At 39.4% G+C, this 1,800-nt stretch carries 2 protein-coding genes and 2 pseudogenes; 2 read left to right on the top strand and 2 right to left on the bottom strand.

The features are described from left to right. Together G4417_RS16410 and G4417_RS16405 are read right to left on the bottom strand one after the other, a co-directional pair. A pseudogene (locus tag G4417_RS16410) lies at nt 1-350 on the bottom strand (site-specific integrase); the annotation flags it as partial. A gap of 86 nt (nt 351-436) precedes the next feature. Continuing rightward, nucleotides 437-1,066: a helix-turn-helix domain-containing protein gene (locus G4417_RS16405; protein ID WP_005423725.1), complete on the bottom strand. Its 630-nt coding sequence runs from the start codon at nt 1,064-1,066 to the stop codon at nt 437-439. Between the two features lie 171 nt (nt 1,067-1,237). On the opposite strand from G4417_RS16405, the gene G4417_RS16400 reads away from it, so the two are divergent. After that, on the top strand, nt 1,238-1,468 hold the full coding sequence (locus G4417_RS16400; protein ID WP_004843519.1) for a helix-turn-helix domain-containing protein: 231 nt from the start codon (nt 1,238-1,240) through the stop codon (nt 1,466-1,468). Between the two features lie 140 nt (nt 1,469-1,608). Then, nucleotides 1,609-1,800, top strand: a pseudogene (locus G4417_RS16395) (relaxasome subunit MobC); the annotation flags it as partial.

Here is a 1,800-nt window from a genome sequence, read left to right as displayed (position 1 = left end):
GATTGCAAATGCTCAGAGGTTACATTTTTTAATTTCCGTTCTGCCAGCGGATGTTTCTTAATATTTCGTATTGTTCCGAGGTAATTCTCCACCGTACCATTGCTGAGCGTACTTGTTTTTAATTCCTCCTCTGCCCACACATCTAAAAGTTGTCCGACTGTGAGATTTTCCGCTTTGGCAACAAATTTCTTTTTCTCATAATCATCCATTGCCTGACGGAGCAGCTTTTCAGTTTCACTTTTGCTTTCTGTTCCAACGCATTCTTTCTGAACAAGATTGCCGCTTGCGTCCTCTACATAGAAGCGGTAGTACCATTTCTTTCCTTTTTTTCTTACAGATCCTTTTGCCATAATCGTATGTCTCCTTTCGATATTAGACAATCGGAACTGATGAAATGCTTCGTGCGTGTAAGTATATCATAACTCCGGTTGTCTTACTATACCGATTCGGAATCTTCGTATAAGACTTCTGATAAAAGATTTGCAAGCCTTTGTTCTGCTGTTTTTGGTTTCTTGGAATAGAGCCTTACAACGTCTGCCATCTCATTAAAAGCATTGATGGTAGGAGTGATTTCCCTTAAGAACATAATCTCATTATATTCATCATTCGATTCAAACCCTATTGTTTTGGCAATATCCGTCTGACCATCATTCCCCTTGAAGTTTTTGCAGGCGAACTGAAAGGAATCCAAAAACAGACCATATTGTTTTAACATCAGCAGTAATAAATCTTTTGAAAAAGCATCTTCTTCTTTGGTAAGGGCAAGCGGTAACTGTTCCAGAATATCTCCCATCGCATCACGAATCTGTAACTCTCTCTTATCCGTAATGTCGGTTTCATATTCATCTGTTTCCCCTTTGAGCCATTCCACAGATACATGAAGTGCTTCCGAAAGACCTTCCAGCACCATTTTTTTCGTATTGTCAATCGAACCATTCTCATAACGCAGGATTGTAGAAGCGGTAACCCCCATCTTTTCTGCGACATAAGGCTGTGTCAGATTCAATTCCAGACGGCGCTGTTTTACTCTGCTGCCTATCAGCTTGCGTAGTTCTTTATCTTTCATGCTGACTGCCTCCTTTTTCGGTATGTATGAATTATAGCATTGCTTTTCCAAAATTGCAATATGCAATATAAGGTTTGTTTTTAATATTTCGTAACGCTTGACAAAAAGATATGAAAAGGATATACTTACATCACAAGAATTGCATAATGCAATTTATAAGGAGGTGATTATATGACGCAAAGAAAAATTGCATTATCCATCGAAGAAGCTGCTGACTATACGGGAATCGGCAGAAACACCTTAAGACAGCTTGTAGAATGGAAGAAACTTCCGGTATTAAAGGTTGGTCGCAAAGTCCTGATTAAAACCGATATTCTGGAAATGTTTATGGAAGCTAATGAAGGTCGTGATTTGAGGGATAGAGGAAATGTAAAAGCCGTAACAAGAACTGCGGCAAATTAAAAAGGCGGCTTCCAAAGAAACCGCCAAAGGTTCTATCAGACCGAAGCCATGATATACCTACACGCAAGAAGATTATACCATGTGCTTCTTCTGATACGCAACCGAGAACTTATGTTTGCAAAAGAAAGGGGAATGTAATCATGGCAAAATCAACAAAAAGTTATGAAGAACGAATGCTTGAAATGGAAAAGAAGGAACAGGAAAGCCTTGAAAAAGCAAAACGATATGCAGCACAGAAGAAAGAACTTCTGAAACGAAAGAAAGCCGAAGAAAGTAAAAAACGAACCCATAGGCTCTGTCAGGTTGGCGGTGCGGTGGAATCCGTTCTTGGT

The sequence above is a fragment of the Blautia wexlerae genome, from assembly GCF_013300825.1.
GTDB lineage: Bacteria > Bacillota > Clostridia > Lachnospirales > Lachnospiraceae > Blautia_A > Blautia_A wexlerae_B.
Note: the sequence above shows the minus strand (reverse complement) of the source record. Positions and strands in the feature narration are given on the sequence as shown.